This window comes from Treponema medium (assembly GCF_017161265.1).
In the GTDB taxonomy this organism is placed as follows: Bacteria; Spirochaetota; Spirochaetia; order Treponematales; family Treponemataceae; genus Treponema; species Treponema medium.
This window is the reverse complement of sequence record NZ_CP031393.1, coordinates 2,522,523-2,549,132: the sequence shown is the minus strand read 5'-3', so window position 1 is coordinate 2,549,132 and position 26,610 is coordinate 2,522,523. Positions and strand designations below refer to the sequence as shown.

The window sequence follows — 26,610 nt, the reverse complement described above, 5'->3', positions numbered from 1 at the left end:
GATAATGTGTACCGCACTGAACAATATATAATTTATCAGACCAAACCTTTACCATCAATCAGTTTCCTTCAGTTCATGAATTTGATATTTTCCGGTTTCAATCTGATGTATACTTTTACGCAAATATTTCATATTTTCTTCCGAATAAATATACGGATCCTCGGATGCTTTCAGTGCAAAGGGCAGGCCATTTTCCCGAATCGTGGCCTTTACAAAAGAATTGATAGCCGAAGAAATATTGATTCCCATAGAATCACAGATTCGTTCAAAACTTATTTTATCGCTCTGTGTAATTTTTGCTGATATTGTAGTCATTTATAATACCTCTTACTACAGCGTAATACATGAGCTTCTAAAAATCAAGTATCTTGTCTGTTAAAAATTTGATTTATTCGTGCGGAGAGGGTGTTGATTATTTTTAACATCACTTTCAGTCTAAAACTTAATGTGGAGCAGCTCCATAGTATAAATACCGCACACTTTTTATCTTTTCTTCTTCATTTTCGGCGCCGGTAATTCATCATACATTGCATTAAACAAGCCCGTTATAAATGCTTTGTCATCAACTTCGTCTACTAAAAGCATTTCTTTTGCGCCTTGATACGGCAATTCGTAGGAAGCATTCGGCATATACGCAATTGCCGCCGGAACCGCTTTTACCAGTAAGCGGTCATCGTAGATACCGCCCACAATTTTATCTCGATAGTAAATGATAAATTCTCCCATCATTGCGCGATAGCGTATGCCTTGCAATTCCGATAACTGCTCCAAAATGAAGTCTAAATATGTTTTACTCGATGCCATAATTATCCATTAAACCTGTTCGGAAACTTCCGTTTCTGAACAGGTTACCTTGAACTGCGATGTTCTAAATCGTGCTATTTGTGCGATTTAGAACTCGTCGACCTATTCGAAAACGCAGTTATCGAATAGGTCTATTCTATTCGCTCTAAAATTTCAATAGGCCATCTTCGTCAAATTGAAAATTGGGTCCCCAAGATACTTCCCAATAGTATCCATCTAAATCGGAAAAATATGCATGATATCCGCCCCAAAATACTTTTTGCGGCTCTTTAACAATAGTTCCTCCGGCTTTTCTTACCAACTCAATAACGCTATCTACATCTTCTTTGTTTTTCACATTGTATGTCAATGTAATTCCTGAAAAGCCGGTTCCTGTCGGCGGATTATTTTCATTAATATCTTTTGCCAATGAATCCAAAGGGAAAAGTTCAAATTTTGTTCCCGGTGTATTAAAAAAGCATACCGATGGATTATCTTCTTTACAGTCTGTCTTATATCCCAACCCGTCTCTGTAAAATTTTAATGCTTTTTCCATATTTCGCACGCCTAAACAAATACATGTTATTTTATTCATTTTTCACTCCATACATTTCAAATTGCTGATTTCCTCAGTCTACTGTTTTTAACCATTATTTGTCTATACTGTTCATTTTGCGCTGTTTGCAAAAACGTTTTTTTACTTGACATTACTTAATAATAACGCTATATTAAAAACCGACATTATTGTCGGTTTTTATCTTAATATAAAAATGGGGAGGAAACTTTGTTGAAAGAAGAAAAACAAAAAGTAGGACAGATAAGAAAAAGAGAAATTCGGGAAGCCGCAAAAAGATGCTTTTTAGATAAAGGTTTTCAGAATACAACAATGGAAGATATCATTACGGAAATAGGTATGAGTAGAGGCGGCGTGTATCATCATTATGCAAGTACAACTGAAATGCTGAAAGACTTAATGCTTGATGGAAATGAATACAGAAATAGCTTGATAACTGAATATTTAGCGCATAATCGGAGCAAAGATAAATATCAGCAAATGGGTGATATTTTAACAAGTAAGGCATTAGCGAAAACCGATTTAATGAAACTGTACGCACTTCTTTTGCAAGCAAAAAACTATAATCAGGATTTGGAAGATTTATATCAAGAACTAAAATTGCATACAACTAAAGAACTTGATCTCATTGCAAAGAAACTGGGAATTACGGCACATATTTTTAAGGATGGCTTTTTAGTTCATTACATTAATAGTTTAATAGTGAGTTCGGAAGTGCTTAATGCACGGAATTCTTTTGACGCTCATAAGAAGTATATAAAAGAAACAATGATACAATACATTATTGATCTTGAAGAAAATAACTAAACCAATAGGGATATTTGAAAATAATATTTTAAGAGGTAAATTGCAATGAAACAAGATATGAAAACACAGCTATTAACTAAAAGTCCTAAAGAATTACTGTTTAAGTTAGCCGTTCCGGGAATTATTGGAATGGTTGTTATCGGTCTGTATCCGTTTATGGATGGGATATTTGCAGGGCGGCTGATTGGGGACTATGCGATGTCAGCAATTAGTGTATCTATGTCCTTGACAATTATAAATGGCGGAATATCGGCTTTGATAGGCGTAGGCAGTGCATCGATAGTATCACGAGCTATCGGTAAGGGTGATAAAGAAACAATAGATAAAATATTCGGCAATTTTTGTTATTGGGTTATTTTATTCTCTGCAATTATCACAATAGCAGGTTTGATATTCGCACCTCATTTTTTAGACATGGTTGGCGCTAAAGGAAATATTAAAGAGCTGGGGGTGAGATATTTGCGGGTTGTGTTCTTTGGATCTCTCTTTGTTAATTTCGCTCAAGCGGGTAATATGACAATGCGCGGCGAAGGAGCATTAAAACAATCAATGATGATTATGGGAACGGGAGCCATACTCAACATTATTTTAGACCCTATTCTTATGAAGCTCATGGGAGAATATGCTATTGAAGGAGCTGCTATCGCAACCGTATTATCTCAGATCGTACAAGCTTTATTAACATTTCACTATTTTTCAAAGAAGAGTTCATTTGTGAAAATCCATAAAGTCAAAAAGTACAAAGCAATTTACCGTGAAATGTTTAGTATCGGCAGTTCGGCAATGATGATGCAAATTTTATTTGCGGTGCAGCAAACATTTTTATTTAAGCAAGCCTTTGTATATGGCGGAGATAACTGGGGAATTTTGATGTCTGCAACAATGAGATTATATATGTTTTCATTTATTCCGTTGTGGGGAATGAGTCAAGGATTGCAGCCTGTTATAGGAGCAAATTTCGGTGCAAAACAATACGGGCGAGTACAAGATACGATGAAGATTTTTATGTATGGAGCAACTATTCTTGCGGCTGCTTCGTGGATACCGTCAATGTTTTGTTCCGATACACTACTGTCGTTATTCAGTGTAAGACATGAGATTATTGAAGCCGGTGTTAAAAACTTTAAGATGTTTTATTCCACATTTATTTTATATGGAATTATGATTATGACACTGACCTTTTTCCAATCCATTGGAGATGGTAAAAAAGCAGGGATCATTGTACTGTTGCGACAATTGGTATTATTTGTTCCGGCGATACTTCTGTTTCCGCAATTATTCGGAGCGGCAGCTGTTTGGTGGGCGGAACCTATTGTAGATTTTACAATGATTATAGCCGGATTGTTTTTAATGCGTAACGTAATGAGAAAAATGGAAAAGAAAGCCGCTTAAGGGATTCCTTAACCGTAAAATAATGAACTTTTTATGGGAGATGATACTCAATGAGGGCTGCAAAGAATGAGCCATTAGATATGTATTTTTCTCCCAAGCCCTTTCTCCAATCTCCACAGAGGTGGAGTTCCATCATCGCCCCAATATTCATCCATCGCAATGATTTTATCGTCTTTTAATTTTATAAATGATACCACGTGAAAAGAACTTGTTCTATCGACACTGTATACGTTGACAGCGGTGATGATTAGATTACCGATTTGTTCTATTCTTTCGATTGTTCCGTCCCATGTTCCCGGATACTCGCAATTTGCTTGTATGTATTCTTCAACCGTGAAATGCTCATTGGTACAATGCCAGTTGATATATGCGGAATCGGAAAAGTAAGTGCGTAAGCGCTCGGCATCCTGTTTTAATACTGCGTTCAAAAAATCTTGTATGTTCATAACCGACCTCAAAGTTAGATATTCAATTCCATTTCAATACATTCCCATGCGCCATCCGGCATCATATAGGTTATAACTTTTTCTGTTGGTTGAAAACCGGTGGCTTCATAACAATGCCGTGCACGCTCATTATTTGTAAACACCGCCAATGTTATTTTTGAAGCATACAAAACGGTCTTTGCATATTCTATTGCAAGCTCTACCATTTTCTTTCCGTTTCCCTTTCCTCTGCTTTCAGGCGAAAGTATAATAAACCCGAATCGCACGAGCGTTTTATCGTCTTTATTTGGGTATCGGATAAACAAATGACCGATTACGCTGCATCCGTCAATGGCACAAAGAGGAATGATAGGCTGTGTACCGTTCATCGAACCATAGTATTCATTTAACTCATTGCCATTCAGTGGAAACCGCCCTATTCTGTCGGCAGACCATTGATAAAGCTGCTTTGTATCTTTAATCCAGCTGCAAATGATTTTTGAATCTTGCGCTTCATATTTTCTTAATACCATGATCACCTCAATAATATTTTTTTATAAACGACACAACGGATTCTTCAAGCTGTGTAATACCCGGCTGTTCAATCGGAAAATGCCCCGCGTTTTTAAGTGTGCACAGTTCTTTTGGACTCCGTACGCGATCAAAAAAAAGGCGGCTTATCCATTCGGGTGTCCAGCGATCTTTTTCAGGATGACAAAGCAAAAGCGGAATTTCAAATGCTTCAGGCTCTACGGCAGGAATGCTTTCCATCATCGAACATAACAAACCAAGATGCACGGAAGATCCTGAGCCTCGTTTATCATGCAGCAACAAAGAAAGTACCCGGTCGTTGTTGACGATTGCTTTCATATTCGTTACCGCCTTTACCGGAATTTTTAAGTGCCTTATCTGCTTCGGTATAAAACGTAAAAGCGGCAAAGCGATACGCGCCTGCAATTTGTTTTTTGCCGAATAGTTACGCACCGGCTTTAAGCGATTATCTAACAGGGTGGTAACGATGACGCCGGAAACACCATGAGCTAAGCAAGCGATGTTGTATGCGAGCATGCCGCCTGCACTCAACCCCAGCACAAAAAGCTTTTTCGAGTGTAGCAATTCCTGTCGTACAATGTGCACACCGGTATCGATCCATGTTTTATAAGACGGTATGCCCTCGTATTCGGTATAGCCGTACCCCGGCAAATCCGGACAGACAACCTTATAGCCGCGCTTTGCCAGAGGAGCTGCAATAAACGACAGGAGCCGGCCGTTCCCGCCGACACCGTGGAACAGCACGAGCGTAACACCGTTGTTGCTATGTTCGTTGTATACGTCGAGATGGATGTTCGTCCTGTCGAATGTGCTGAACATTTCGGAAGGAGCGCATGAAATGCTTATCCTGTTGCGTTCAGGCAAAAACATTTGAAGTTTTTGCCATGTTTCATCGTTTGTATACATACCATTCTCCTTGATTCAACAGCTCCGTATTTCAAGCCTTTTTATTTTCAAAAAAGTCCAATCAATGCCCGTCGAGGTTTTCGAAGGCGAGCAACTTGCCGTAAGATTCTTCTCTAATGTTTCCAATTAACTTAACGCCGAAAAAAATTACTGTTTTTTTTCAGTAGTTTTTCAAAAGCCTTTCATTTAATTACAAATTACTTCACTGTCCGCGTTGCAATGAATGACGGGATATGCAATTCGTGCAAGCGTCCTTCTCCGTTCGTGTCTTCGTATATATCGGTGAGCGTGAAACCTGCGCGTAGCTGTCCGCCGATTTGTTCGCTTACTGTATGAGAAAATTGCCAACCGCTGTCCGCTTCTTCAAGCTGTTTGCGGTGCGATTCGTAAACGAGCGGATTAAACGGAAGTGCGTTGATAATTTTCTCTTCTTTTTGATCGACAATATAATTGATCCCTGTATCAAGTCCGCACAGTAACACGCCGCCTTTTTTGAGTATACGAAAACATTCCAAAAACACCGGTTCAACTTTTTCGATATAGCAGTTGCTTACCGGATGGAAAATAATATCGAAGGATGCATCGGCAAAGGGCAGCGGTTTTGACATATCTGCACGTATAATGTTAATTCGATAACCTTCTCGTTCGGCAACAACTCGCTCAGATTCAAGCTGTTTTTCAGAGTAGTCAAGCACCGTGCATTCCGCTCCGGCTGCGGTAAAAATCGGCATTTGCTGACCGCCTCCCGACGCAAGTCCTAACAGCTTTTTCCCTTTTAAATCACCGAACCATTTATGCGGTACCGCTTTTGTCGGCGTCAATACTACAGACCATTGTCCGTTTTGTGCATTGATATACGTTTCGTGATCAACTGGCTTACCCCATTCCCAGCCTTCAGTAATCCAACGGTCGATCACCGCCGCATTTGCATCCTGATAATTTTGATGTGTGTTCATAAATTTTCCTTGTTTATTTATTTGGGAACTTCTAAAAACTTCAGTTTTTAAAAGTTTTCTTTAGATGTAACTTGCGATGTTTTAATTTAAGTCATTATATTATAAGGACTTAAATTAAAACTCGACGGGCACCTCTATTCCGAAGGATGCGAAGCAAATCTAACCGAGTTTTTAGAGGTGCCCATTTATAATGTTTTATTTCGTTTTCAATTATACAGTATGTCTGTTATTTTCCGAACGAATCTAAGGCTTTTTCAATTTCCGCAGTAAGTTCTCCATTTTTTATAAATTCCGCTTTTGCATCTTTTGCCATTTTAGATGCTTTTTCTTTATCGTTGAGCTCGTACAACGTATATGCGTAATGATACAATAGATTTTGCCGCGCTTTGCTCTGTTTAGAATATGTTTTTAAACAATCGTCAAAAAAATCCGGCAGCCATTTTTCCGTACCTGCATTAAAATATTCTTTTATAATCATTTGTGAGACGGCGGGATTTTCAGGTGCAAAAGCAAACAGGTTTTTGGCAGCTTTTAAAGCTTCTGGTTTATTCTTTTGCATTGCATACAAAGCGATTGTTTTTTGTATGATTCTGTAATCTTTCGGGAAATGTTTTTGAGCTGTTTTAAGAAAGCTCCCTGCCTTTTTATAATCGTGTAGTCCAAGACAGCTGTCAATGCAAACAATGTATGCGTCCGACTGATATTCAGGATCGTTTTTATATCCTTCAATACTTTTTTCCGCATAGTGCAGTGCCAAAGCGAAATTCTTTTTTTGTAAATATATCGTACCAAGGTTAAAAAAATCATTTACAGAAGGTTCAAAACCCGATTCGATTTTCTTGTTATATATTTTTTCGGCATTTGTTAAATCACCGTTCTTATAATACGCAAGTGCAAGTACGCTTAACGAGTACGCATCACAGCAATCCTGATTTATGGCCTTTTGCAGGCGATCGATTGTCTTTTGCGTAAGTTCTTTTTCGCTCAAAAGCCATTGATATCCATAGCGTAAAAGAACATCGTCGTAATACAAGCCGAGTGCGTAATTCAAAATGGGCTTTTCACCGTTTTTCTTTTCATATTCTTCGACAGCTTTAACCGGGTCGAACATCACCATCGAATACGATCCCGTTCCCGTTCGTACATCGTAGAGCGTTTCCCCTTTTTTAAGATTTTTAAATGCGAACATTTGGTGCATTATACTTTGAGCAAAATAATTGATTGCAATTTCTATTTTTTTTGCAAGTATGAATTCGTTGCTGTCGTCACTGAGGGTGCCGAACGCCGATTCATATTGCTCCTGTTGAATAAGCTCATCCGCTTTTTTGAGTAAGATTTGAGTATCCGACGAGGCTCCGTCATACGGACTTTTGTGCGCAAAAACGCCTACAGCGCACAACAACACAAAAATCGCCACAATAAATCTTTTCATAATAACTCTCCTTTGTAATCATTCATTTAGTTACGGCGCAGAGCGCTTACTATTAAATCTCCGCATGAATCAGCTATCCGTAACTAGAGATTTGTAATTTTAAAAGATTTAAATGGAAAGTGCCATCTTAATGCTTATTAATTATGTTGATTAATAAGTCTATTAAAACCACCTCTCCGTAAGCCGTTTGAAAATAGACTGTTAAGCAGTTGTACATCCGTGTACAACTGCTTAACGACGAGATTTGTGCACAACACAAATCTCGCTACTGCTTATAACCACGGACATCCCTGTCCGTTCTGAAATTACAAGGCGCAATCACAAATTAACCGCAGGCACGGTACAAAATGTACATCCTTGTACATTTTGTACCTACGTGTTTGCCTTGCAAACACGCTACTGACTAGAACCCCCGCCGTCCTTGGCGGAAATGATACGTTGAGCATTTTCAGTAGCGGCACGGACGCCGCTGGTTCCATCAGGAGCGATGTTTCGCGTGAGCGCGAAACTCGCCATTAAAAGTGTACACGGATGTACACTTTTAATGATGCAACGAAGTAGATGCATCGTATATTTTCAAAAGGTTAATAAGTGTTTCCTCAATAAGCTTTTTCCCCGCAAAATACGTTCCCTGAATAGCGGAGTTGTTTCCGCCGCCGCGGCCGTTGAGCTGTTGGTTTAATGTTTTTATGTGCGGTTTTAAATCGATGGCATTGCTGACGATGACGTAATTGTATGCCGCCGGTTGTAGTCCTTCCGATTCAACTGCAACCGCTGATAATGCTGCACAGGTGTGCATTTTTCCTGTTGCTAAAAGCAGATTGCAGAACGAGCGTAGATATTCGATACTGAGGTTATCTTCAAAATAAAGAGGAGCGCCCTCAGTATCTGCCGCCGACTCCGCTTTCTGTTTTAGATATTTTTCAGTCATCTCATGGAGTTGCTGCTGTAGTTTTCCTTTTTCGGCATTTAATTTTTCCACCGCCTCCTGCACTTCGGATGGCTTTGCCGATAAGCAGCGGGAGATAGCCCGTACTTGTGCCGTTTCTTGTTCGTATGCAAGAACCGCCTTTCTGCCGCAGAGCACTTCCAAACGGACTCCCTTTTTGCGGTTCGTAAAGTTGAGAATTTTAATCAAACCGATCTCGCCGGTTGCTGTAACATGTGTGCCGCAGCAGGCGCAGGCATCAAGTCCCGGAATGGTGATAATGCGTACGGTACCCGAAAGTTCTTTCTTGCTGCGGTATTGCATTGTCTTGAGTTCTTCCGCATTCGGAAAGCTTTCCTGAATCGGAAGATTTGCACGGACAATTTCATTGGCACGCTGTTCCGCATCGAGTACTTGCTCGTCAGTCAACGGACCGCTAAAGTCGATGGTGATAAAACTTTCTCCCATGTGGAAACCGACGTTTTCGTACCCGTAGGTTTGCGCGAGGATGCCGGTAAGGATATGCTCGCCCGAATGTCCTTGCATATTGTCGCAACGGTTTACCCAGTCCAATACTCCGTGAACTTTTGTTCCGGCAGCAAGTTCTCCATCGGCAATATGAATGATGCGTTCACCTGCAAATTGCGTATCCGATATTCGGATAGTACGCTCAGGTTGTCCTTCTGCAACAAGGCTGCCCCTGTCGCCGGGCTGTCCGCCCCCTTCGGGATAAAATGCCGTATCCGACAGTTCTATCTCATACCCTCTCTCGGTTTTTAAACAAGTAGTTACCGTTGCATCGAATTCTCTGATATACGGTTTTTGATAATACAGTGCATTAAAGTTTTCCATAAATATTCCTTGTGTCGAGTAAGTTGATTATACTCCGATACGGCAATAAATCCAATCATCCTTATCTGTTGAATATAAGGTAAACGTATCAGAAGTACAAATCAAATCCCGCAGAATAATAGAGACTGCTGCGCAGAATCAATACTTTTCAAAAGACCGATTTGACTAAACGTGAAGGATAGCGTAAAATTATTCGTTATGTCTGCTTCGTTAAAACCGCTTATCATTCAAGGCGATCGCTCCATATTACTCGACGTTCACGCGCCGGAAGCAACGGATGCGCGTTTTGCACTTATCCCCTTTGCCGAACTTGAAAAATCTCCAGAACACTTGCATACCTACCGCTTGACGGGCTTATCTTTATGGAATGCCGCAAGCGCAGGCTTTACTGCCGAAAAAATAACGGAAACGCTCAAGCGGTTTTCCCGTTTTGATATTCCGCCTGCCGTACTCGGTTGGGTGGAAGAAACGTTCAGCAGGTACGGAAAGATTAAACTAACCGAGTGTGAAGATGATGCGTTTTTGTATTTGACGGCGGAAAACGATCGGATATATCAGGAATTAAAAGCTTCGCCGAAGCTTGCAAAGTATCTGGTTGCGGCGGAAAAACCTCGTTCGTTTTTAATTGCGCTTTTGAACCGCGGTACGGTAAAACAGGCGCTGCTGAAAATGGGCTGGCCGGTGCGCGATGAGGTACCGTTGAAAGACGGTGCGCCGCTTGCGGTAGATTTGCGTACACAGACAAAAAAAGGAAAAGATTTTATCATCCGCGACTATCAGCGGGAAGCAGCGCAAGCATTTACCGGTGATAAGGGGCCGGGAACGGGTTTCGGTACGATTGTGTTGCCCTGTGGTGCAGGTAAGACGATTGTCGGTATGTTGGTTATGTCGATGCTGAACACTGATACGCTGATTCTAACTACCAACACCGCCGCGGTGCATCAGTGGAAGCGCGAGTTAATCGATAAAACCGGACTAGAACCTGATACCATTGGTATTTATTCAAGTGACACCAAAGAGATTAAGCCGGTTACCGTAGCAACCTATCAAATTTTAACATGGCGGCCGGATACCGAATCGGAGTTCCCTCATTTTAAGCTGTTTCGCGAACGGAACTGGGGCTTGATTATCTATGACGAAGTACATCTACTTCCCGCTCCGGTGTTTCGCATTACCGCAGAGCTGCAAGTAATCAGACGGCTCGGATTAACGGCAACGCTTATCAGAGAGGACGGCTGCGAAGGGGATGTGTTTAGTCTCGTCGGCCCGAAGCGCTATGATGTGCCGTGGAAGGAACTGGAAGAAAAGGGATGGATTGCTCACGCCTATTGTACGGAGATACGCATCCCCTTGCCGGTCTCAAAAGAGATTGAGTATGCCGCCGCCCCCTTGCGCGAAAAACACCGGATTGCGAGTGAGAACGAAGCAAAAAACGAAATTGTCCGGCAGCTGCTTGCACGGCATACCGACGACCAGATTTTGATTATCGGGCAATACATTACGCAGCTGAAAAAAATAGCCGAAGCGGTGCATGCCCCGCTCATCACCGGAAAAACGCCGAATGCCGAACGGGAAGTGTTGTACGACTCATTCAGAGCGGGCGATATTTCCGTACTGGTGGTTTCCAAGGTAGCGAATTTCGCAATCGATTTGCCGGATGCTTCCGTTGCAATCCAGATTTCCGGCACCTTCGGCAGCCGGCAGGAGGAAGCCCAGCGGCTCGGGCGTATTCTTCGGCCTAAAGAGCGGGATTCGTTTTTTTACACGCTGGTAACCCGCCATTCAGTGGAAGAAGAATGCGCCGATCACCGTCAAAAATTTCTTGCGGAACAGGGCTATGCCTACTCGCTCATCACCGATGCGGATTTCTCCACAGATACAGGCATACGATAGTGCAATGAAATCAATAAACTTCCAATTATAATTGCTTCAATAAAAACCTCTTCATATTTTTCCCCTTGTGCCGATATTGAGTAGAGAGGTTCTTATGATTAGAGGTTGGTACACTGCGGCAAGCGGCATGAACGCTCAGCAAAAACAGCTGGACGTTATCGCTCAGAATTTAGCAAATGCCGATACGACAAGCTATAAACGGGACGTTGCGACCCATAAAAATTTCCCCGAATTACTGATACGGCGCTTAAATGATGACGGCGTTGTTAAAAATCCCTTCGGTTCCTCAGACATTGCGCCCATTATCGGAAAACTCGGTCTTGGGGTGGAGCTGAATGAAATCTTTACCGAGTTTGAGCAGGGTTCCTTAAAGCAGACCAATGCCGCCTCCGATCTCGCGCTTGAAGGCAAGGGCTTTTTCTGTGTAGAAACCCCTTACGGCGAACGGTATACCCGCAACGGGAACTTTACCGTCGGTGTTGAAGGCTATTTGATGACCAAAGAAGGCTATCCCGTCCTTGGAGAAAATGGTCGCATTTTTTTACAGGACAAGGAATATAAGGTAAATCAAAACGGAGAGGTCTATGCGCGGCCGATAACCGAACCTGATTCGGATGCGACGCTTACCGACCGGCTCAAAATCGTTACCTTTGAAAATGACCGGTATCTGAAAAAGCATGGTTCCAGTTTTTATCTTGATACACCCGTGTCGGGGTCTGCTATCGCTGCGGAGGGCGGCGACCGTCCCGTTGTGGTGCAGGGCTTTGTCGAAGCTTCCAATATTAAGGTAGTCAACGAGATGGTACGCATGATTGAGGTCAACCGTGCGTATGAGGCAAATCAAAAGACAATTCAATCCGAAGATACAATGATGAGTAAACTTTGGAACGAGGTTGCGAAAGTAAAATAGCGTAGGAGAATAAGATGGTAAGAAGTTTATGGACAGCTGCAACCGGCATGAACAGTCAGCAAGCAAATATCGACACCGTTGCAAACAACCTTGCAAACGTGAATACCAGCGGTTTTAAAAAGCAGCGGGCAGAGTTTGAAGACCTGCTGTACCAGACCATTCGGGCGGCGGGAACACCTGCAACCGAAGATACGATTACACCCGTCGGCGTGGAGATGGGGCACGGTGCAAAGCTCGCCGCGACGCAGCGGAATTTTGAACAAGGGTCGCTGCAGAACACAGGTGTTTCTACCGATGTGGCTATTGCAGGAGAGGGGTTTTTCCGTGTGCTGCAATATGACGGCACCTATGCCTATACGCGGGATGGTTCCTTTAAAATCGATGCCGACCGGCAGTTGGTAACCTCAAACGGACTCCGCTGTTTGCCGGAAATTATTTTCCCGGAAAACTATCTCCCGCACACGATTGCAATCAGCCAAGACGGTCGGGTGTCGGTACGGGTAGGGGAGCAGGATGATCCGGTAGAAGTAGGCCAGATTGAGCTGTACCGCTTCCAGAATCCGGTCGGGCTTTCCGCTCAAGGAAGCAATTTGTTCCGGCAAACTCCGGCATCGGGTCAGGCTATCGCAGGGCGCCCCGGGTTTAACGGATTCGGCAAAACCGAGCATAAATTTTTGGAAATGTCGAATGTCTCTACCGTCAGCGAAATGGTCAACATGATTGTCGCACAGCGCGCCTATGAATTTAACTCAAAAGCCATCCAAACCAGCGATAATATGCTCGGCACCGCAGTCGGCTTAAAGCGGTAACAGCAGGTCTTTAAACCATCAAGATATATAGAGAAACCTCTAAAAACGAACCAATCTTTTTAGAGGCTTCATAGAAAGAAGGAGCACAACAATGATTAGCGCAGTGCAGCACAACAGCCATACCGCACCGCAGCATCCGGTGAACAAACATGCTGCAAAAAACACACAGAGCTTTTCTCAGTTGCTCGATTCCTTAAAGACCGAATCCGCCCGCTTTTCTACGGCGAAGGAATCCGCTCATTCAAATCTTTCGACACGGCTTCCGGGTGAGTATCTAAGCTCATTTGAAATCGTCAATCCTACCGATGCAGATCGGGCGGCTCAACCTAAGGGTATGGGCGCCGTTTCTGCGGCACAGCACTCCGGTGCAAAGGCCACTATCGATAAAACCTCCGAACTGTATCAGCAAGCCCTTGAGCTTGAATCCTACTTTGTCAAAATCATGCTCGATTCCATGCGGAGTACACTCGGCAAAAACAGCCTGACCGGAAAAGACAGCTTTGCCGGTAAAATGTACGACGATATGATGTACGAAGAGCTTTCCCGCACAATGACCAAAAATGCAGGGCTCGGTCTTGCCGATCAAATATACTTACAGCTTAATCAACAGGGATAAGAAAATTTCTTTAAAGCCTAAAGATCCGGTTAGTAGGGGTATCGTATGAAACAAAAGAAACGACCGCGACCTCAACATATCAGTATCAAAGGGGCACGAGTACACAACTTAAAAAATATCGATGTGGATATTCCGCTTGAAAAGCTTGTTGCAATTGCGGGTGTTTCCGGATCCGGAAAATCGTCGTTGGCGCTGGGAACACTCTATGCAGAAGGTTCTCGTCGGTATTTAGAAGCGCTATCGACCTATACGCGACGGAGAATTTCGCAAAACGGACGAGCGGATATCGACGAAATACGCCATGTACCCGCCGCACTTGCGCTGCATCAAAGACCCGGTATTCCGGGAGTACGCAGCACTTTCGGTACGGCTTCCGAATTATTGAATAGCCTACGTCTTATGTTTTCACGGCTCGGTAGTCATGTATGTCCGAACGGTCATCACGTTCCTGCGAGTATGGCGGTTGCACTGATGCAGCCGATTGTCTGTCCCGTATGCGGCGAGGCGTTTTACGGTCCCGGTGCGGAGGCGATGGCATTCAATTCGGACGGAGCGTGTCCAACCTGCGGCGGCACGGGAATAGTGCGCGAGGTCGATGACAGTACGTTAGTTCCCGACGAAAGCATATCTATCGAAGATGGAGCTGTTTTACCGTGGAAGCTATTCGGACTTATCGCTATGCCGAAAACCGTTGCCGAACTCGGTGTGCGGATAGATGTGCCGTTTTCCGAACTCACTAAAGAGGAGCGGCGCATCGTCTTTGAAGGTGAAGAAACCAAAAAGATGATCGTCTGGCATTCTAAAAACGGCAAAATATTCGAATTGAATTGCACGTATTTTAATGCGCATCGGGCTGCCGAAAACGCGCTGCATAATGCCGAATCGGAAAAAGGCTTGGATAAAATTCGTAAATTTCTGCATGAAACAGTTTGTCCCGATTGCAAGGGAACACGGCTTTCCGAAGCAGTCAGGGCGACGATGCTTGCAGGGAAAAATCTTGCCGAAGCAACGGCGTTGACACTCGATGAATTGCTTCAATGGGTTGAAGGTGTGCCTACAACGCTGCCTGAAGAAATGCGCCCGATGGCTTTGAGCATTATTGCCTCGTTGACAGATAACGCACGGCGGCTTAAAGAACTCGGACTCGGCTATCTTTCTCTTGACCGTTCAAGTAGCACCCTTTCGACAGGGGAGCGGCAGCGGGTACAGCTTGCGCGGGCTGTTCGCAATGAAACGACGGGTGTTTTATACGTGCTTGATGAACCGAGTATCGGACTGCATCCATCCAATATCGACGGTTTAATGGAAGTTGTAAACAGTTTGATTGCTGATGGCAATTCCGTCGTTCTAGTTGATCACGATGTACGTGTACTCAAGCGCGCAGATTATATAATCGAAATGGGGCCGCTCGCCGGAAACGAGGGCGGAAGAATTATCGCGCAGGGCAACGTTGAATCGATTGCAAAAAATCCGGATTCAAAGATTGCAGGTTTTATCACGGAAAATGAAAATGTGCTTACGCGAAAACGTGCGACAAAAACAGAGCTGTTTGCAAAGGGCGCTATTCATCTGGAAACTGCTCCAATTCATACGGTACATGCGTTGACGGTAGATATCCCTAAGAGCAGGCTGACGGCGGTTACGGGTGTCTCCGGTTCGGGGAAAACGACGCTGGTGCTGGAGAGTCTTATCCCTGCGCTTCAGGCAGCGGCTGCCGGAAAAAAAGCGCCCTTTCCCGTAAAAAAGATTTTGGCTTGCGGAATTACGCGGGTAAACCTCATCGATGCCGCTCCTATCGGTGTTAATGTCCGTTCAACTGTCGCAACGTATAGCGGTGTAGCGGATGAGTTACGAAAACTATTTGCCGGAACAAAGGCGGCAAAAGAAAAAAAGCTTAACGCAAGCGCTTTTTCGTATAATACCGGAACGCTCCGCTGTTCTTCCTGTGATGGAACGGGACAAATATCGCTTGACGTGCAATTTTTGCCGGATGTAGTTATCACTTGTCCCGACTGCGGCGGATCCCGTTACGGCAAAGAAGCCGAGTCGATAACATGGAAACCAAAAAAATCGGAACAAAGCTATTCACTGTCGGAGCTCATGCGTATGACCGTACATCAGGCGCGAACAGTGTTTTCAGATTTAAAAAAGATAGGAGACTCTCTCTCCATTTTGGATGAATTAGGCCTTGGCTATCTGACACTCGGTGAAGATACGCCTGCACTTTCCGGCGGCGAAGCACAACGATTAAAGCTCGCTGCTGAAATGGGAAAAACGCAGGAAGATGCGGTGTTCATATTTGATGAGCCGACTATTGGACTGCATCCGCTCGATGTGCAAGTGTTGCTTGGCGTATTTTCTCAGTTGGTTGAAGCAGGTGCAACCGTTATTGTCATTGAACACGACCTCGATCTTATTGCAAACAGCGACTACGTGATTGACATGGGACCGGGCGGTGGTGCCGCTGGCGGAGAAATCGTTGCATACGGAACGCCTGAAGAAATTGCGCATAATCCGGCAAGTATTACCGGCACCTATCTCGCGGAGGTTTTGAAATAAATAAGACCTGATACAAAATGTTATGGGACAATGTGAGAAAGTATAAGTCTCCGCATTTTAGAAGGTTTAGGTATTTACTTCATTACAAAAATAACATCTGCATAAGTTGTGTAAATTGTTGATTTACCTTGATAAGTAAAATTAATTTTCATATCATTCAAGGATTTGCTACCAAAAGTATCCAAGTAGCCATTAATTGTAGGTTTTAACAAGTTTAAGTTTCTCTTTAACTTCCAAGAAGCAGAAAAATCCTCTGTATCAATTAAAACTAAAAATAGTCGATTTTCAGAACCGAATCTCATTTCTCCTTGATTCTCGTATAACCACTTAGCAAGTGACTTAGGATTCTTTATACATTCTTTTACAATACCAATATTTTCTTTTTTAAGTGAATTTAAGACTTCTAAACTTCCTTTTGAATTTCTATCTTTGAGTTTTTCAGAAATTTCATAATGAATTTCACTTGGCTTAGCATCTTTATCAAAAGTAATACCGAGTTCTTTTGCTTTTGACTTCAAATAAGTTAATTCTACAGGATAACCTTTTAACTTTCTTTGTTTTTTTAAAAATTCGGCAGGGAAATAGGTGACTTTTAAGTCAAAAGGAATTTGATTTACAAAGAAATCTACACTTTTTATTTGACCAACAGTTGGTAAAACAATGTTATGAGACTTAAAAATATGCTCAATTAAGATACTTGACCAATGATTATACCAACTGTTTAAAACATAGCCTTGAACTGTATGTTTTATTTCATGATCGAATTTTGAAGTCAATTCATCATAAGATTTAATTGTTTTTACATAATGACTTATCAAATATTTGTCCAATGAGTTTTGATAATCTCCTCCCCATTCAAAATTTTGTAATTTGTAAAGTTCAGAAACGAGTTTTTCTTGATGCAATTCTTTCAATATTTTAGCATTCTTAGAAAGAATATAAGTATCAAGTTTTTTATGAGATTCATTAATATCTAAACTCAGTTTGTTGAAAAGTTCTTCAAATTGTTTTGTCAGAGATGTTTCTTTTAAAACAATCTTATTTTCAGAACAAAATTCGGTAATTATTTTCTTACGAACTACGGATTTTATTTTTAACCACAATAGAGCTTCTTTATCTTTTGAAAAAGAAATGAAATCTTCTGAATCATAAATAGATTTCCATCTATTAAAATTACTAGACATGTTTCGCTTCCTTAAAAGGTTTATCTCTTGTCCATCCATTTATTTTATTGAATATGTCAAGCATTTTTTTTACTCGAGAATGATTAAAAACTAACACATAATCAGATTTCATTGCACCTTTTCTATTATCCTGAACAACAGAATTTGCAGAATATATCATGGGAAAAGAACCGAGATAAACTAAATGAGTTTGTTTTTCGATACTATCAAAAAAGCTCCAACTATTTCTATCTTTAGCATTGAAATAAAGCAATAAATAGCCATCTTTTGTTAAAATACGTGACGACTCATTTATAATTTCACGCATATCATTCAAATATTTATCTTTACTTTTATTACGAGTTTTAGCATTTGACACAACAATTTCTTCTGAAAAATCTGATTGTTTATTCAATAAGCAGTTCCACATTTCACTTAATTCCAAATAAGGAATTCTGTCACTATGCGGAGGGTCTGTAATAATTAGTTTTATAGATTCAGATGGAATTTTCTTTAATTCATTTTTTGAGTTTCCTTGAATAATTCCCATTTTAGCTTGTTTTGTATAGAAATCAGAAACAGTGTCTTTATATGATATTGGGGTATAGTCCTGTTCTAACAATGCTTTATATAATTTATTAGCTCTGTTTTCAAAACAATTCCAGACATTTATTTCAAAATGTAAATCAGGTCTCCATAAACCAATAACCCAACTACCAACTTCAATTTTTTCTGATTGTTGGTTTTTAGTTTTTCCACGTCCTGTAATAGCAAATACCATATTTGACATTTGTCCGGATGATGATGTCAATGTTAACTGCAGAGCTCTTTTTAAATCTCCAGAAAACTTGTTAATCTCATCAAGAATTAAATCAATATTATGCAATGCACGTTTTGTGAATAAATCATATATAGTCATGTTCTCTAAAGAGTTTATTCGCGTATTTTCAAAAAAAGTTCCCGTCTGAATATTTCTGACAGAATAGTTTTCAAATTTTTTGATTTTATCTAAATCAATATCTGTAGGCTTTAACTGTATTTTTTTTCGTGAATTATTAACCTTTGTCCATACTTCTTGCAGTGTATCGTTGTTCCATAAAAAATGCGTTGCTATATCAGCATTTTTTAAAGAATAACTTTCTGAAATTTTAGACAAAATATTTTTCTTTATTGAATTTATTGCTTCTTTATAATCTTCTGCTTTTGGCAATGATAGCAAAAATAATGTATGTTCAATCGAGAAGGGATTTATATCAATTCCTAAAAACCGCCTTCCCAAATTATGAGTTTCCTTAGAAATCAAACCAGACCCTAAAAACGGATCTAAAACAATATCATTTTTGTTTGTACAGTGTTCTATACAATAATCCAAACTTTCAACAGGCTTCTTTCCCCAATACTTATGAAAAGCATATATACCTTTATACGTCCTTGGATTGGATATACTTTCTATTGTGTGATTTTCGTCTATGTTAAAAAGTGTTGATTGATTCATACTATACATAATACAATATTTTTCTAAAAAATGCTATGATATAGCAAAGAACTCTCCTGCGCGGGCATTAGACCACCGTTTAAAATGTCTGCACTATCTATACTACTGCTGGCTTATATAAGAATAGTAGCCGAATGCAATGAAAACGAAGACCTCTAAATATCGGTTTGTTCTGTAAAGAAGTACTTATGAGGGCAAGGTGTGGGACAAATTTCAAACCGGCGGCTATGGTTGTAACATTTTTTCCAGCTGCTTAAGTTTAAGCTTAAAAGAGAAAAAGAAGTTAAAGAACACCGGTTACACCGACCGGTGTTAGAGGATAGCACTTTTTGAGGCAGCGGAGAACAGGTAAGGAGTGATACAAACTCGTGTGCCCCCTCTCTCGCCTATTCCGCTGTATTTGCGCCTACCGTTTCGGTGTAAACCTCTTTGTTCAGCACTTCCAGCGACAGCTTTGTTCCTTCCGGCACGGTGTATGGTACTGAACATGCGCCGCCCGGATGCCGGAATGAGGTAAGGAGATCTTTATCCCCGTTGGGATACGCTGCATAGAGCGAAACGGTAAAGGGGTAGGGGAACTCTGCCAGTGTTGTTTTGAGGATGCCGGACACCATACCGTCTGCCGATTCCGGTAGGGAAACGGTCAGTGTTACCGGAGAAAATACCGGAACTTCACTCTGTGCTGCGGCGCTTTGCTGTTGTACGGTAATATCCGTTCCTGTGGCGCTGCTTGCGGTAAAAGCAAAGGTTACCACAGCTCTTTGCATTACCTGATATATTTTTTTAAGATCGGCGCCGGTCATATCGGGAACTTGGGTTGTTTCCGTTTGCGTTCCCTTGCTTACCACAAAGGTCAGCTCCATATTATTTGAAATCGGTGTTCCCGCTGCGGGTTCCTGCTCAAGGATGGTGCCTGCAGGTTCGGCGCTGTATTTCGTCAAATACGGCTGTTTAATCTGGATGTATTGACGGCTGCCGGAAGTAAACAACTCCCGTATCCGGTTTTGTACATCTTCGATATTTTCTCCGATATAATCCTGTACCGTATCGATAACAGTCCCTTGGCTTACCACCAGCTCGATCCGCTTGCCGCCTTTGACGATAGCTCCCGGGCTGGGATCCTGTTCAAGGATAAGCCCTTTCTCATCTGCTTTTTGAGAATAGCGGAGTTGAATGCGCGGATAGAGTTCACGCGCCTGTAAATCGAGCAGCGCTTCGGGCAAATCTTTACCGACAACATTCGGCACCATCACTTGCTCGGCACTTTTTAACGAAATAAAAAAGACCAACGTCGAAACCGCAACAAAAACGATGAGCATCACCAACGATGTAATAACAATTGTTTTTCCGTTTCCGCTGATATCATCAGCAATATCACCTACACTCATACTTAATCCTTATGAGTATCTCTAAAAATTACAGTTTTTAGAGGTTCTCGATTATGTTTCCGGAAGAGAGCGGAGCGTTGTTCCGATAAAGCCCGCTGCCCCATTTAAAAAATCCTTCCATTGCATTGCTTTTTTTGTTTCCTTCTGGAGTATCTGAACTGCCAAAATACCCTTTCCTGTTTGTACCAATACGCCTTCCCGTTTGTCAATGCCGAGTACCAGCCCCGGCGTTTCGGGAGATTTCGCCGCTGCGTTCCCCGTATACGGATGCGCCTGTACAATAGAAAGTTTTGACCCCATCCAATAGGTAAAAGCTCCCGGCCATGGGGTATAGGCGCGTATTTTCCGGTCTATTGCGGTAGCATCGTCTTGCCAGCACAGTAATCCGCTGTCTTTTTCCAACAGCGTACAATAGGTTGCCATTGCATGATTTTGCGGTGTTGCGGTGACGGAACCCGTTTCTACTGCTTTAAGTGCTTGCACAATAAGCGAAGCGCCGAGTTCTGCACAGCGGGCTAATAGCGTTTCGGTTGTATCGGACGATTCAACCGGCAGTTCTTTTTGAATGATGATGTCTCCCGCATCCATTTCCTGCGCCATATACTGAACGGTTACGCCGGTTATGCTGTCGCCTGCAAGGATCGCTGTCGGCACCGGACTCGGTCCCCTCCATCGAGGCAGCAGGGACGGATGAATATTGAGCGCACCATGCGGAAACAATGCCAGCGTCTTTGGGCCGAAAATCTTTCCATACGCAAAACATACCATTATATCAGGCCGGAGCGCCGCTACGGCTTCGCGAAAATCCGCATTTAATTTCTCCGGTGTAAAGACCGGTACCTCTTGAGCGATGATGCCGTGTTCTTTTAGTTCGGCAACTGCCTGCGCTATCGCAGCGTCCGCATATTTTTTACCGCGTCCGACACGGGCGGGCGGAGCGGTTAGCACACCGGCAAGAGGATATACCTTCGCGATTGCCTGTAATGCGGGGATTGCGCACTCAGGGGTTCCGGCAAAAAAAACGTTCATTATGCACGCGCCCGCTTTTTGGCTTCACGCTGTTTTTTGCGCTCTTGCTGTTGAGTGAACTTCGCTACGAGTTCGTCACGCTCTTTTTGAGCCAGTCGGTCAATAAACAGGACGCCTTCAAGATGATCATACTCATGCTGGATAACCCGCGCGAGTAAACCGGTCGCTTCTATCGTCCTGCGCCGTCCATTCATATCCTGATATTGCACGGTAACGGCTTCGGGGCGGACAACGTCCGCATATATTTTAGGGATGCTTAAACAGCCTTCTTCATAGCTGCATTGCTTTTCCGAAGTACCGACAATGAGCGGATTGATGAATACCCATTCAATGCCGTCATCGATTTTTACGATAAAAAGTCTTACATTTTTTCCTATTTGAGGCGCCGCCAAACCGATACCTTTATCCTCATCCATCGTTATAAACATTTCCCGTATCAGTTCATGCAAGGCTTCATCAATATGCTCTACCGGCTTTGAGGGCTGCCGGAGCGTTTCTTCACCTAAATACAGTACCTTCATCGCGCATCATAGTACAAAATTTATGCGGTGCGGTCAATGTGTTTATAAAGCAAACGCATCGGAAATCCTTGTCGATACTCACTTGGCTACTTGACTTTTTTGAGGTTATTTGGCATTATCGCCTGTATTCACGGTGGGTGTAGTTCAGTGGTAGAGCGCCAGATTGTGGATCTGGTTGTCGTGGGTTCGAACCCCATCACCCACCCTTTTACGTTTATGCTCGTCGAGCATCTCTAAAAGCTAATTAAGTTTTTAGAGATGCCCATAAATCAGTTTATTTTGGGCATAACGGAAAATGCGCCTGTAGCTCAGTTGGATAGAGCAACGGACTTCGAATCCGTAGGTCGCACGTTCGAGCCGTGTCGGGCGCACGTTTTTTACCCACTCTTGTTTTTTAAACGATTTCTGTTACTCATCACCGGACAAGTCTTTTATATACAGCAGCCCTTTCTGCTCAAAACCTTCCCGTTCAAGTAGCGCAATCAAATGAGCCGGTGTGCAAAAGTCGGCAAATATCAGTACATCAGCCAAAGATTTAGCATACGTACAGGCGCGCTGTAGAAGCTCCTTACCGAGTCCAAGTCCCCGATACTCAGGTAATACCCGCAAGAACGGAATACAAAAACTTTCATTAAATGGAAACGCAATGACGGAGCAAACTCCGCATAATCCGTTTTCATTGTATGCAGTGATATACACAGCATTATGCTGAGTTGTACCGTGCTTCTGTCCGGCTGCGGCGCAAACATTCGCATCAAAAAATGATGTGTATCCAAGTAGTCTGCCCGCTTCAAATGCTGCCTTTTCGTCAAAGTCGTCAAAGGATATTATCTTATCACTGTCGTCGGAGGTTGTTTCTGTTTTACTGATAAAATTTCGCAAAAGTTCGGCATTCAACGCATCGTATTTTTCAATCTGAAACGTAAAATCTTCCTGTAAAAGCTGACTGTCCGTTTCATCTTCAAAACTGATTTTTTCCAACCCCCAGATCATTCTCAGCTCATTGTACCATTCATAAACGGCAGCTTTCATCTGCTGATCCTTGAAGCGATACCATTCTTGTTCAACGGCGGGAACGGTTTTCAGCACTTCTTTATACCGGCGGAACACGCCTTTCCGCTGTCCGAGTGCATTGAGCAATGCTTCCCTCAGTAGCGGATTATGCACCAGTGCAGTAAACTGCTCCATAATATGGAAACCATGAGCGGAAGTCCAGTCGGGGAGATCATAATAGCGTTGGTCGTCGGTAACGGTCTCATAATCATCATCAATGGCATCCATGTCGACACAGATACCTTCGAGCGCATCGAACAAAAGAATTTCCGTCTGATTTTCCATAGAAAAGATAATATCGTCGAGCATTTCGGGGGATAAAATAAATGTCATACCATTTGATTATATCATAAAATAAGTGTAATATGTAATGAATTATCTCTAGGACATCTCTAAAAATTCGGTTAGCTTTTTAGAGATGTCCGACGAGTTTTAATTTAAGTCTTTATATTTATAATGACTTAAATTAAAACATCGCAAATTAAATCTAAGGAAAACCTCTAAAAACTGAGGTTTTTAGAGGTTCCCTCTAAAAGATGGGAGGTCGTATATGAGCGATATTGTGTATATTGAAGGACGTGAGATTCTCGATTCTCGCGGAAATCCTACTGTTGAAGTTGATGTTGCATTGAGCGACGGCAGTTTCGGACGTGCCTGCGTTCCGTCCGGAGCGTCTACCGGCGAGTTTGAAGCGTTGGAGATGCGCGACGGTGATGCAAAACGCTACGGCGGCAAGGGTGTGTTAAAGGCTGTCGATAATGTGAATACCATTATTGCGGAAGAGCTTGAGGGAATGGATGCCTTAGAACAGGCTGAAATCGATCAGACAATGCTCAATCTGGATGGAACACCGAATAAGTCAAAACTCGGCGCCAATGCGATGCTCGGCGTTTCGATGGCGGTTGCACGCGCTGCCGCCGACTATGTCGGTTTACCGCTGTACCGTTACTTGGGCGGCGCACATACCTTGCAAATGCCCGTGCCGATGGCAAATATCATCAACGGCGGCAAGCATTCCGACAACAAAATCGACTTTCAGGAATATATGGTGATGCCGATCGGCGCCGAGTCCATTCACGAAGCGGTGCGCATGACGGCGGAAGTGTTTCATGCGTTGAAGAGCCTTTTGAAAGCTGACGGCAAAGCTACCTCAGTCGGCGATGAAGGCGGTTTTGCTCCGGATATCGATAACGAAGCGGCGCTGGAGTATATTATGAAGGCAATCGATAAGGCAGGTTATAAGCCGCGCACCGATATTGCCATTGCGCTTGACTGCGCTTCTTCCGAATTATTCGATGAGGGCGGACGCAAGGGCTATAAATTCTGGAAATCCAATCCCGATAAGCTGTTCACTGCGGATGAGATGATCGAAATCTATAAAAAGTGGATTAACACTTATCCGATTGTTTCTATCGAAGATCCGCTCGATCAAAACGACTGGGAAGGCTATGCCCGCCTGACCAAAGAACTCGGCAGCAAAATTCAGATTGTCGGTGACGACTTTTTTGTTACCAACACCGAACGGTTGCAGCGCGGTATTAAAGAAAAGGCCTGTAACTCCATTCTGATTAAGCTCAATCAAATCGGCACGGTTACGGAAACCATCGATGCGGTACGTATGGCGCAAAATGCAGGCTATACCGCCGTTATCTCTCACCGCTCCGGTGAAACCGAGGATGCGTTTATCGCCGACCTTGCCGTCGCAGTAGAAGCGGGGCAGATCAAAACCGGTTCGATGAGCCGCAGCGACCGTATTGCAAAGTACAACCAGCTGATCCGCATCGAAGAAGAACTCGGCTGCCAAGCTCGCTATGCAGGTGCCGAAACTTTCGCACGCTACGGGTTTTAAGCAGTTATAGGCGGATATTTCTAAGCAGTTCCAAGCGGATATTCGGAAGTTCTTTTTCTAAATGAAAAACGAGCCCGATGTCCGCATGCTTATTTAATATTTTTAATTATATATTCATAATTAAAAATGATAGTAATTACCCATTACAAATTACCAATTACTAATTGATTTATAGGAGGAGTTATGAAACGGATTATTGCAACAGACAAGGCGCCGGCCGCAATTGGGCCGTATTCGCAGGGAACAGCCGCAAACGGCTTTATCTTTACTTCCGGCCAGTTGCCGATCGATCCCGCTACGGGCGCTTTTGTTCCGGGCGGTATTGCCGAACAAACCCGCCAATCGCTGATGAACCTGAAAGCGGTACTCGAAGCAGGTGGAAGCAGTTTGGACAAGGTTCTTAAAACAACTGTGTTTTTAAGCGATATGAATAATTTTGCGGAAATGAACAAAGTGTATAGCGAGGTATTCGGTACCGGAAATTATCCGGGGCGCTCCGCTGTAGAAGTTGCCCGTCTGCCGAAAGACGGACTGGTCGAAATTGAGGCAATCGCTTTTGCGTAACTCGATTTTAGCGCTGCCGCTTGTGGCAGCGCTTGTTTTTTCCGCTTGTACAAAACAAAAGACAGAAACCGAAATGCCGCCAGCACAAAAAAACGCATCGGTGGTGCCGGTTGAAGTGCCGTCTGCCAATCATTGGAAATATTTCTCCGTTGGCGATAACGGTTCCGTGGAATTAAAAAATGCCGATACTATTTCCGAAATACCTGCAACAGTGTTTAAACCGTGGACGGAGGCGGTTCAAGTTTCCGATTTCGGCTTAAATAACGGGGATGCCGTTTTTTTAATCAATAAATGCGGACTGTATCCGATTCGCTCTTTACAATCAAACGCACAGCTTCCGGTTGGGCATGAGCTTTTTTCGTATGTTACTGCCGGAGATCTATATACGGTGGACGGGCAGTATTTTATCCGTATCTATCAAAATTCGATCTTTTTATCGCGTGGCATATCCGAAAACACACACTTCTTGTTGCGTACCGATTCCGAAGGTACAACCTATACGCCTGTTGCCGATGTAACAAATCTGCACTTACCTAAGGAAGCACAGTGTAAATCGCTTAAGCAGGTAGGTGGTCAATGGTATGCAAGCTTTAAGGCTGATAATGGAACAGATATTTCTTTCTCCTATGTAAAATGCAGTAATTTTGCCTCCTTTATGCAAGAAGATGCATACAAACATATCGAGCAGCTGTCTGTAGAGGCTTTTAGAGCAGCCTGCGAACCTCCGCTTTACAAGCAGATGCCGGATATGCTCAAAGAGCTAGTGGACACAATCGAAAGTAATAGAGATTTGTACTTGAAAGTATTCACCCAAGATTCGGCGGATGGTGCCGTTTTCTTTAAACCTGCACGGAATCAAACAAATGATACTATGGAAGAGAGGGTACCGGTAACCGTTTATGCGGTTCAGTATTCCCAAAGAGGCGGTAACCGGAGCGCGGCTATCCTGCTACCTGACGGAACGTTGATGCTTAATATGAGCGGGCGCGGTATCCGAAAAGTGCAGTTGCCGTCTTTACCGGAAAATTTTCACTATACCGCGTTTTTTATCTCGGATACGGCGATTACCGCCGCTTGGGAAGAATCGATATTCTACGAAGTTGGACGCACAGGAATCTTTACCGCCGAGCTGAGCGAATTAGGGTTGTAAAACC

At 42.9% G+C, this 26,610-nt stretch carries 25 protein-coding genes and 2 tRNA genes; 12 read left to right on the top strand and 15 right to left on the bottom strand.

Features of this window, described 5'->3' with window-relative positions:
• Positions 1-54 precede the first annotated feature (54 nt).
• The 3 genes from DWB79_RS11180 to DWB79_RS11170 all read right to left on the bottom strand — a co-directional run bounded on the left by DWB79_RS11180 (position 55) and on the right by DWB79_RS11170 (position 1,339).
• Positions 55-315: a type II toxin-antitoxin system RelB/DinJ family antitoxin gene (locus DWB79_RS11180; RefSeq protein WP_016524153.1), complete on the bottom strand. Its 261-nt coding sequence runs from the start codon at positions 313-315 to the stop codon at positions 55-57.
• A 168-nt stretch (positions 316-483) separates the two neighbouring features.
• Entirely contained in the window at positions 484-804 is a 321-nt protein-coding gene (locus tag DWB79_RS11175; protein ID WP_016524152.1) for a TfoX/Sxy family protein, read from the bottom strand.
• Positions 805-949: 145 nt separating this feature from the next.
• Complete coding sequence (locus tag DWB79_RS11170) at positions 950-1,339, bottom strand: VOC family protein (protein WP_245541327.1); 390 nt, start codon at positions 1,337-1,339, stop codon at positions 950-952.
• A 231-nt stretch (positions 1,340-1,570) separates the two neighbouring features.
• Here DWB79_RS11170 and DWB79_RS11165 point away from each other — a divergent pair, with 231 nt between their 5' ends.
• Both DWB79_RS11165 and DWB79_RS11160 read left to right on the top strand, forming a co-directional pair.
• Positions 1,571-2,164: a TetR/AcrR family transcriptional regulator gene (locus DWB79_RS11165; protein WP_040859245.1), complete on the top strand. Its 594-nt coding sequence runs from the start codon at positions 1,571-1,573 to the stop codon at positions 2,162-2,164.
• A gap of 45 nt (positions 2,165-2,209) precedes the next feature.
• On the top strand, positions 2,210-3,556 hold the full coding sequence (locus DWB79_RS11160; RefSeq protein ID WP_016524149.1) for an MATE family efflux transporter: 1,347 nt from the start codon (positions 2,210-2,212) through the stop codon (positions 3,554-3,556).
• Between the two features lie 74 nt (positions 3,557-3,630).
• Here DWB79_RS11160 and DWB79_RS11155 read toward each other — a convergent pair whose 3' ends face one another.
• The 6 genes from DWB79_RS11155 to DWB79_RS11130 form a co-directional block, all read right to left on the bottom strand.
• Positions 3,631-4,002 (bottom strand): nuclear transport factor 2-like protein, encoded by a 372-nt coding sequence (locus DWB79_RS11155; RefSeq protein ID WP_016524148.1) that lies wholly within the window; start codon positions 4,000-4,002, stop codon positions 3,631-3,633.
• A gap of 14 nt (positions 4,003-4,016) precedes the next feature.
• Complete coding sequence (locus DWB79_RS11150; protein WP_016524147.1) at positions 4,017-4,514, bottom strand: GNAT family N-acetyltransferase; 498 nt, start codon at positions 4,512-4,514, stop codon at positions 4,017-4,019.
• A gap of 7 nt (positions 4,515-4,521) precedes the next feature.
• Entirely contained in the window at positions 4,522-5,439 is a 918-nt protein-coding gene (locus DWB79_RS11145; RefSeq protein WP_016524146.1) for an alpha/beta hydrolase, read from the bottom strand.
• Between the two features lie 197 nt (positions 5,440-5,636).
• The gene (locus tag DWB79_RS11140) at positions 5,637-6,395 is read right to left on the bottom strand and encodes a class I SAM-dependent methyltransferase (protein ID WP_016524145.1); all 759 of its coding nucleotides are present in this window, start codon (positions 6,393-6,395) and stop codon (positions 5,637-5,639) included.
• A 226-nt stretch (positions 6,396-6,621) separates the two neighbouring features.
• A complete protein-coding gene (locus tag DWB79_RS11135) occupies positions 6,622-7,827 on the bottom strand; it encodes a tetratricopeptide repeat protein (protein WP_016524144.1) in 1,206 nt (401 codons plus the stop codon).
• Positions 7,828-8,368: 541 nt separating this feature from the next.
• On the bottom strand, positions 8,369-9,607 hold the full coding sequence (locus DWB79_RS11130) for an alanyl-tRNA editing protein (protein WP_016524143.1): 1,239 nt from the start codon (positions 9,605-9,607) through the stop codon (positions 8,369-8,371).
• Positions 9,608-9,805: 198 nt separating this feature from the next.
• Here DWB79_RS11130 and DWB79_RS11125 point away from each other — a divergent pair, with 198 nt between their 5' ends.
• From DWB79_RS11125 to DWB79_RS11105, 5 genes are all read left to right on the top strand, one after another.
• Positions 9,806-11,500, top strand: a complete 1,695-nt coding sequence (locus tag DWB79_RS11125) for a DNA repair helicase XPB (RefSeq protein WP_016524142.1) — start codon at positions 9,806-9,808, stop codon at positions 11,498-11,500.
• Positions 11,501-11,594: 94 nt separating this feature from the next.
• Entirely contained in the window at positions 11,595-12,410 is an 816-nt protein-coding gene (gene flgF / locus DWB79_RS11120; protein WP_016524141.1) for a flagellar basal-body rod protein FlgF, read from the top strand.
• A gap of 14 nt (positions 12,411-12,424) precedes the next feature.
• Positions 12,425-13,219 (top strand): flagellar basal-body rod protein FlgG, encoded by a 795-nt coding sequence (gene flgG / locus DWB79_RS11115; protein WP_016524140.1) that lies wholly within the window; start codon positions 12,425-12,427, stop codon positions 13,217-13,219.
• A gap of 91 nt (positions 13,220-13,310) precedes the next feature.
• A complete protein-coding gene (locus DWB79_RS11110) occupies positions 13,311-13,835 on the top strand; it encodes a rod-binding protein (RefSeq protein WP_016524139.1) in 525 nt (174 codons plus the stop codon).
• A 45-nt stretch (positions 13,836-13,880) separates the two neighbouring features.
• Entirely contained in the window at positions 13,881-16,394 is a 2,514-nt protein-coding gene (locus tag DWB79_RS11105) for an excinuclease ABC subunit UvrA (RefSeq protein WP_016524138.1), read from the top strand.
• A 74-nt stretch (positions 16,395-16,468) separates the two neighbouring features.
• On the opposite strand, the gene DWB79_RS11100 is transcribed toward DWB79_RS11105, so the two are convergent.
• From DWB79_RS11100 to def, 5 genes are all read right to left on the bottom strand, one after another.
• Positions 16,469-17,578, bottom strand: a complete 1,110-nt coding sequence (locus tag DWB79_RS11100; RefSeq protein ID WP_016524137.1) for a hypothetical protein — start codon at positions 17,576-17,578, stop codon at positions 16,469-16,471.
• Complete coding sequence (locus tag DWB79_RS11095) at positions 17,571-19,052, bottom strand: DNA methyltransferase (RefSeq protein ID WP_169558579.1); 1,482 nt, start codon at positions 19,050-19,052, stop codon at positions 17,571-17,573. Before DWB79_RS11095 ends, DWB79_RS11100 begins: the two co-directional genes overlap by 8 nt.
• A 386-nt stretch (positions 19,053-19,438) precedes the next feature.
• Positions 19,439-20,440: a PASTA domain-containing protein gene (locus DWB79_RS11090; protein ID WP_016524135.1), complete on the bottom strand. Its 1,002-nt coding sequence runs from the start codon at positions 20,438-20,440 to the stop codon at positions 19,439-19,441.
• 51 nt (positions 20,441-20,491) lie between these two features.
• On the bottom strand, positions 20,492-21,469 hold the full coding sequence (fmt, locus tag DWB79_RS11085; protein ID WP_016524134.1) for a methionyl-tRNA formyltransferase: 978 nt from the start codon (positions 21,467-21,469) through the stop codon (positions 20,492-20,494).
• A complete protein-coding gene (def, locus tag DWB79_RS11080) occupies positions 21,469-21,990 on the bottom strand; it encodes a peptide deformylase (RefSeq protein WP_016524133.1) in 522 nt (173 codons plus the stop codon). Before def ends, fmt begins: the two co-directional genes overlap by 1 nt.
• Positions 21,991-22,123: 133 nt before the next feature.
• Between def and DWB79_RS11075 the strand changes: the two genes are divergently transcribed.
• Both DWB79_RS11075 and DWB79_RS11070 read left to right on the top strand, forming a co-directional pair.
• A tRNA-His gene (locus DWB79_RS11075) sits at positions 22,124-22,195 on the top strand.
• 92 nt (positions 22,196-22,287) lie between these two features.
• Positions 22,288-22,361: transfer RNA gene (locus DWB79_RS11070), tRNA-Arg, on the top strand.
• 37 nt (positions 22,362-22,398) lie between these two features.
• Here DWB79_RS11070 and DWB79_RS11065 read toward each other — a convergent pair.
• Positions 22,399-23,376 carry a GNAT family N-acetyltransferase gene (locus tag DWB79_RS11065; RefSeq protein ID WP_016524132.1) on the bottom strand — a complete coding sequence of 326 codons (978 nt, stop codon included), beginning with the start codon at positions 23,374-23,376 and terminating at the stop codon, positions 22,399-22,401.
• 217 nt (positions 23,377-23,593) lie between these two features.
• Between DWB79_RS11065 and eno the strand changes: the two genes are divergently transcribed.
• The 3 genes from eno (at position 23,594) to DWB79_RS11050 (ending at position 26,606) form a co-directional block, all read left to right on the top strand.
• Entirely contained in the window at positions 23,594-24,892 is a 1,299-nt protein-coding gene (gene eno / locus DWB79_RS11060) for a phosphopyruvate hydratase (RefSeq protein WP_016524131.1), read from the top strand.
• A gap of 183 nt (positions 24,893-25,075) precedes the next feature.
• Positions 25,076-25,456, top strand: a complete 381-nt coding sequence (locus DWB79_RS11055) for a RidA family protein (protein WP_016524130.1) — start codon at positions 25,076-25,078, stop codon at positions 25,454-25,456.
• Positions 25,449-26,606, top strand: coding sequence for a DUF8086 family protein (locus DWB79_RS11050; protein ID WP_016524129.1), 1,158 nt, complete (start codon positions 25,449-25,451; stop codon positions 26,604-26,606). The genes DWB79_RS11055 and DWB79_RS11050 overlap by 8 nt, the downstream gene beginning before the upstream one ends.
• Positions 26,607-26,610: the final 4 nt, after the last annotated feature.